The 5,914-nt window shown below is 62.0% G+C and carries 5 protein-coding genes; all 5 read right to left on the reverse strand.

Annotation, left to right across the window (positions count from 1 at the left end; all coding sequences use genetic code 11):
- Window positions 1-108: 108 nt before the first annotated feature.
- From priA to P1S46_10995, 5 genes are read right to left on the reverse strand one after another with little or no spacing between them, the layout of a single operon-like run.
- Window positions 109-2,271: a primosomal protein N' gene (gene priA, locus P1S46_10975; protein ID MDF1536998.1), complete on the reverse strand. Its 2,163-nt coding sequence runs from the start codon at window positions 2,269-2,271 to the stop codon at window positions 109-111.
- Complete coding sequence (locus tag P1S46_10980; protein ID MDF1536999.1) at window positions 2,268-2,828, reverse strand: hypothetical protein; 561 nt, start codon at window positions 2,826-2,828, stop codon at window positions 2,268-2,270. Before P1S46_10980 ends, priA begins: the two co-directional genes overlap by 4 nt.
- Window positions 2,825-3,352 carry a helix-turn-helix domain-containing protein gene (locus tag P1S46_10985; protein MDF1537000.1) on the reverse strand — a complete coding sequence of 176 codons (528 nt, stop codon included), beginning with the start codon at window positions 3,350-3,352 and terminating at the stop codon, window positions 2,825-2,827. The genes P1S46_10980 and P1S46_10985 overlap by 4 nt, the downstream gene beginning before the upstream one ends.
- Window positions 3,349-4,290, reverse strand: a complete 942-nt coding sequence (locus tag P1S46_10990; GenBank protein ID MDF1537001.1) for a P-loop NTPase — start codon at window positions 4,288-4,290, stop codon at window positions 3,349-3,351. The genes P1S46_10985 and P1S46_10990 overlap by 4 nt, the downstream gene beginning before the upstream one ends.
- A complete protein-coding gene (locus tag P1S46_10995) occupies window positions 4,290-5,600 on the reverse strand; it encodes a DUF1015 domain-containing protein (GenBank protein MDF1537002.1) in 1,311 nt (436 codons plus the stop codon). The genes P1S46_10990 and P1S46_10995 overlap by 1 nt, the downstream gene beginning before the upstream one ends.
- Between the last annotated feature and the right edge of the window lie 314 nt (window positions 5,601-5,914).

Consider the following 5,914-nt stretch of genomic DNA (forward strand, 5'->3'; position numbering starts at 1 on the left):
TTCCTTACAAATCAATGACTTACGGAGTGAGTCATTGATTTGGGCGCCCCGCGCGGGGCGCATTGATGACTTTTTGCGAAGTCATCAAATTTGAGGACAGGGAGTGTTTTATAGCAGCTGGATGGGATCCACCCGTACATTGACCCGCACTCCGGCGGGCTGTTCCCTGCGGGCCGAAGAAAGCACCCGGATAAGCTCGCCGTGGCTTTGGGCGAGCACCAGGAGGTGCCAGCGGTGCCTGTTCCTGATCCGGCTGATCGGAGCGGGGGAGGGCCCCAGGATCCGGGCGTCGGGACCGACCTTGAGGGAACGGGAGATGCTCGCGGCAGCCCTGGAAACTTTCTCTTCGGAGATACCGTCCACCACGATGCGGCCCAGCCGTCCGAAAGGGGGGTAGCCCAACTGCCGGCGGAGGAGTTTCTCGGACTCGAAAAAGGCGTCGTAATCGCCGCCAAGGGCGCTTGTCACGGCATAATGGTTGGGGGTATAGGTCTGGACAACCACCTTGCCCCTCTTTTCCCCCCTCCCGGCCCTGCCGGAGACCTGGGTGATGATCTGAAAAGTCCTTTCCGCGGATCGAAAATCCGGGATGTCCAGGGCCTGCTCGGCGCTGAGGATCCCTGCCAGGGTCACGCGGGGGAAGTCATGTCCCTTGGCCAGCATCTGGGTCCCCACCAGGATGTCGGTCTCACCTGAATCCATCCGATCATAGATCGCTTCCAGGGCGCCCGGTTTGCCGAGGGCATCCCGGTCCAGCCGGTCAACGGATGCCGATGGGAACCTCTCCATGAGGACTTTTTCCACCTTCTGGGTGCCGGCTCCCACGGGCTCGAGGGCGGTTGAGCTGCACCGGGGGCAGCTGTCCGGGGGTTTCTGTTTGTGGCCGCAATAATGGCAGACCACGGCAGGTCCCGAGTGGTAGGTCAGGGTGACGCTGCAGTTGGGGCAGGGCATGGCTTCCTGGCATTCGGTGCACAGGAGGAACGGGGCGAAGCCGCGCCTGTTGAGAAACAGCATGGCCTGCTCCCCCCGCACGATGACGCCCTCGATCTCCGTGAGAAGGGTCTTCGACAGCGACGGGTCCTTCGGATCCTGCTGGTCCGGCTGTGACATGTCCACCACCACCAGCTCGGGGTCAGGGGAGGGTGTGACCCGTTCGGGCAGGACCGCGATTTCGTACTTCCCGGTAACAGTATTGTGCCACGACTCGAAGGAAGGTGTGGCCGAGCCGAGGACCACAGGGACACCCTCGATCTGGCCCCTTTTTACGGCCACGTCCCTGGCGCTATAACTGGGAGTGTCTTCCTGGCGGAAGGAGGGATCGTGCTCCTCGTCCACGATGATGAGCCCGAGATCCGGGACGGGGGCGAAGACACCGGAGCGAACTCCAACCACCAGGCGGGCTTTGCCCCTTTGTACCGCTTCCCAGGAAGCCTCCCTTTCAGAGCCCTTCATGCCGCTGTGCAGGGCGGCCACCTGTCCGGGGGCTACCCGCTCCAGCCTGGATACGAGCAGGGGGGTCAGGGAGATCTCGGGAACCAGCAGCAGCACGCCTTTCCCCCTGTCAAGGGTGTGCCTTGCGGCCCGCAGGTAGACCTCCGTCTTCCCCGAACCGGTAACCCCCCTCATGAGAGTGACAGTGAACCGTGCCTCGTCCACGGCTTTCGTCATCCCGGAAAGAGCATCTTCCTGATGAATCGTCAGGTTCTGCACCTGCTTCTCATCCCTCCGGTAGCCCGCGGACGGGGCACGATGTTCCTTCCGGGCGGGTTCGGCAGGTACGATGAGACCCCCGGCCGTGGCTGCCTCCATGAGGCTCGGATCGAACCGGTCGGAAAGGTAGGCGGCTGTCCTCGGTCCCCGTTTGAGCGCCTCGAGCAGCTCCGTGCTGGAGCTGGGTCCCGCATCCAGCGATGCCCGGCCTTTGTCGGTGAGCACAAATTTTGGTCCCCTGCCGCCGGTTCGGGCCGGCGGCAGGGCTAGCCTCAGAAGGAGCCCGACAGGGCTCAGATAATACAAGGCGGCCCACAGGGAAAGCTCCAGGAGAGGTCCGGGGACGGGGGAAATGTGGGCTATGGAAACGATGGCCCGGGTCTTTACCGGAGAGGAGTCCAGCAGCTCGGTGACGACACCTGTCATGGTCTGGCGGCCGAAGGGAACGTGGACCACGGTGCCTGGAAATATCTGTCCTGCGAGGTTTTCCGGGATCCGGTAGTGAAACGTTTCCTCGACGGGCCTCGGAAGGGCGACCCGTGCGAAGGCCTGGTTCATGGCCCTTCGGTTCCCGCTGCGGCGGGGAGGATGCGCTCCACGATCAGGAGGCTGCCATCCCTGCGGACCTCCGTCCTGGCAGGGTATCGCACCTTTTCGGAAACGTGGACCATGTCCAGGTAATCCGTGATGGTGGAGGAACTGTCTTCGGAAAGGGTCTCGATCCGAAGGGGAATGTAAGTGCCCTTGTCAAGCCACAGCCTGACGCCGTTTCCTTTCACCAGGTAGCACACTGTGCCTGACAGACGGTCCAGGGTCACCGGGGTCTCTTCCAGGGTGAGGAAAGGCCAGGAGGCAGCCAGCGCTTCCTTCGACCCTGTAAAACGGCTGTAAGGCACACCAGGGAATGATGAGGCGTCGGTCCCCGCGGATCTGGATGGGATGGTTACCGTTCTTTCCTCCAGCACGTTGCCGTCAGGGTCCTCCATGATCAGCTGGACCTGGATCGCCTCGGCTCGTGCGAGGGCCGCCTCCACCCGGTTGAGGATCTCCGGAGCGGTGAGTGTGTAGGTGAGGACAGGCAGCATCAGCCATGGGAAGACAAAGCGGGCGATCATGTGCGGTTCTCCTCCATCTGTGCGATGTAGGCGGCCGTGAGGATCTCGGGCTCGGGGATGCGCAATGTCCGGGCGAACTCCATAATAAAACCCCTGAGGTAGACAAGGGCCGGGAGGTCAGAGTAGCGCTGCTCCTCGATATACTCCAGGTAGGTGGACCGGATCCGGGTGCTGCCCGCGACCTCCTTGAGGGTCAGGCCCAGTTCCTCGCGCCGCCGCTTCAGGTAGGTCCCCACCGGTTCTCTCTCTTCCAGGCTCCTGGCGGGGGCCAGCCCTTCGCCTCTCAGGGGCATCTGCCTGCCGGCCGACGGCGCCTCAAGGTTGGAGGTGATGCGCATGTATGCCTTCTCGATACGGTGCAGGATGCCTGACCTTTCCTCGTCGGCCATGAGGCTGTAGGTGGCGAGGGAACTCTCGGCATAAAGGGCCTTCATGCGGTGGTAGGCACGGCGTACATCCTCAAGGGTCGCCCCGTCCTCCAGGTCCAGGAGCCGGTAGTCATCGTTTGAAACGGACCCGCTCATGGCACGGCTCTCTTCGAGTCGAGGAGGTTGCGGACGATGGCATGGATGCTCCTGGAAAATGGGCTGGCCGGGAACGCCTCGAGGACCGCCTTGCGCAGCCTGACGGCCTCCCGCAGGGAGTCGTCCTCGTCGATGCTGCCGATGTGCCGAATCTCGATGCCAAAGTAGTCGCGGCAGGCGTGGACAATGTCATTTCCCAGGTTGTGGTCGTCGAACCGCCGGGTCTGGTTGACGATAATGTCGGGGCAGAAAGTCGCGGCCTCCTCCATGAGGGCCTGCCCCGCTTCCGGATCGATCTGGGCCACGTTGCTGATCAGGGTCCTCGGCGACTGGATGCCCCGTGCGACCTTCTCCTCCATGGCCTTGTCGATAGCCTCGGCCACACCGCTCAGTTTTGTGGCCTTTTTGAGCTTTCTGTAGAAGGCCGCCTTGATGAAATGGTATGCGTTCTCCACCGAGGTCGGCTCCGGCAAAACAACCAGCACCCCCTCGTCGGCTGCGAGAAAAAAGTCCAGCGTGTTGAACGCTGAACCCGAACCGAGGTCCAGGAGGACGAAATCCACGTCCAGGGTCGTGATGTGGCGGATGATCTTTTCCTTCTGTGTGTGCTTGGGGTTGGCCATCTCGAGGAGGGCCCTGGAACCGCTGATAAAACGGAGGTTGGGGAAAGGAGTCTGGACCATGGTGTCCGCAAGGGAGTCCACTTCCTTGCGGATAAAATCAGACAGTGTGCGGTCAGGTCCCGCCATGCCGAGAACAGTGTGCAGGTTTGCCCCGCCGAGGTCGGCGTCCAGGGCGACGCAGATGAACCCCAGCTGGGAAAGGCAGATGGCCATGTTGGCGGTGATCACTGTCTTCCCGACACCGCCCTTGCCTCCACCCACGGCCCATATCCTGGGCCGTGTTCTTTCGTTCGTTTCCGGGTTCAGACCGATCATCACCTCACTGAGCCGTGATCGTAAAAGACAAGCCCGCTGAGGAGTTTCGGGTAGAAAAAGGTGGATTTCTGGGGCATTCGTTCCCTGGCCCCGGTGACCGCCACCAGATCGTCCATCCCCGTTGAGGGCATGACTGCCAGAAGGTTCCCGCCGTTGCGAGCCCTTTCGAGGGCGTCGCCGAGGTCCTTGAAATATTCGAGGTGCTCCTGGTGGCTTATCTGGTCAGAGGTCATGCCAAGGCACCCCATCATCAGGAACCGCTCGACAAGGGTGACCTCCAGGATGCGCACCGGGGCAGGGAGATCCGGCATGAGTCCGGCCAGGTCGCTCTCACTGGTCAGGATCGCCTTGATAAAATGGTCGGCAACCGGGTCGTAGAGGATAAAACCCCTCCCGTCCAGGGTGGCAGGGGCAGTACCGGAACGGAGCATCTGTTCGGTTTTCCCCGTCACGTCGTCCAGGTGGAAGTTGGCGCCAAGCCGCTCGAGGACTTTTCCGAGGTCGAAATTCTCGAAACCGTAAAGGTGCCGGTGGGTAGGAAGAATGGCAAGACCCGGGTCCTGCATGCCCACGAGGGCCATCATCACGAAGTTGTACCCCTTGTCGGGATGCGGGTCGGGGTCGGCTTCGGCCATTATCCGGGAATAGGTGAGGGCGGTTTCGTAACGGTGATGACCGTCGGCGATGTAAAGGTTCCTATCCGCCAGCAGGCCGGAAAGGGTGTCGATGATGGCGGGGTCGTCGATGACCCACATGCGGCGCCCCAGCCCGTCCCTGTCGGTGATGTCCATGATGGGCGCGGAGGCGAATACCGGGTCGAGTGCGGTCCTGACTGAGCCGGCGTCACCGTCGAACAGGGTAAAGACCTGGCTGAGGTTGCCCTTGAACGCCCTCATGAGTTTCAGCCGGTCCTCCTTGGGACCGCTGTGGGTCCTCTCGTGGGGGAAGATCCGCCCCGTCTCGAAGGGGTCGACCCTCACTCTGCCGATGATCCCCCAGCGGTGGTAGGGAGCGGGTTCGCCGGGTACCTGGAAGGAGTCCTCGATGAGGTAGTAGCGGGGCCCGGCGTCCTGCATGAGGATCCCCTCGGCGATCCACTTTTTCATGACAGCTGCTTCGTCGGTGTAGTTCCCGGCTTTGCCGGGTGTCGAACCCAGTATCAGACGGACACAGTTGGCCGGGTCACGCTTTAACAGCTCGGCGTGCTGGGACGGGTCGATGACATCATAGGGCGGCGCCACGACACTGGAAAAATCGTCAATGCGTTCGGGGTTGTAGCGGATTCCGGGGAAGGGTCTGATCTCAGGCAATGGCGACCTCCAGGGTAGATGGGCTCACGGAAAGTCCATCGATCCGTCCCGCTACCGGCGGGGCTGAGGTGGGGGTGGCACCAGGCGAATCCACTCCGCCTGGCCGGGGAGTCACGCCCATGGCATGATCGCCCAGGGCAAAATGGCTCGAAGAGACTTTTTGCGAGGTTATTATAGGCGAATGTTGTCTGAAATAAAATGTCATGAAACGGAGGAAGGTGCAAGAAGGAACGCCATCCCGAAATCCGCGATTGGTTTGGGCCGGCCTCCGGTCGGGGTGTCTGAGGGGTCTGTTTTTGACACGCCGGTCCTGG

It is taken from the genome of bacterium (genome assembly GCA_029210545.1).
GTDB lineage: Bacteria > BMS3Abin14 > BMS3Abin14 > BMS3Abin14 > BMS3Abin14 > JARGFV01.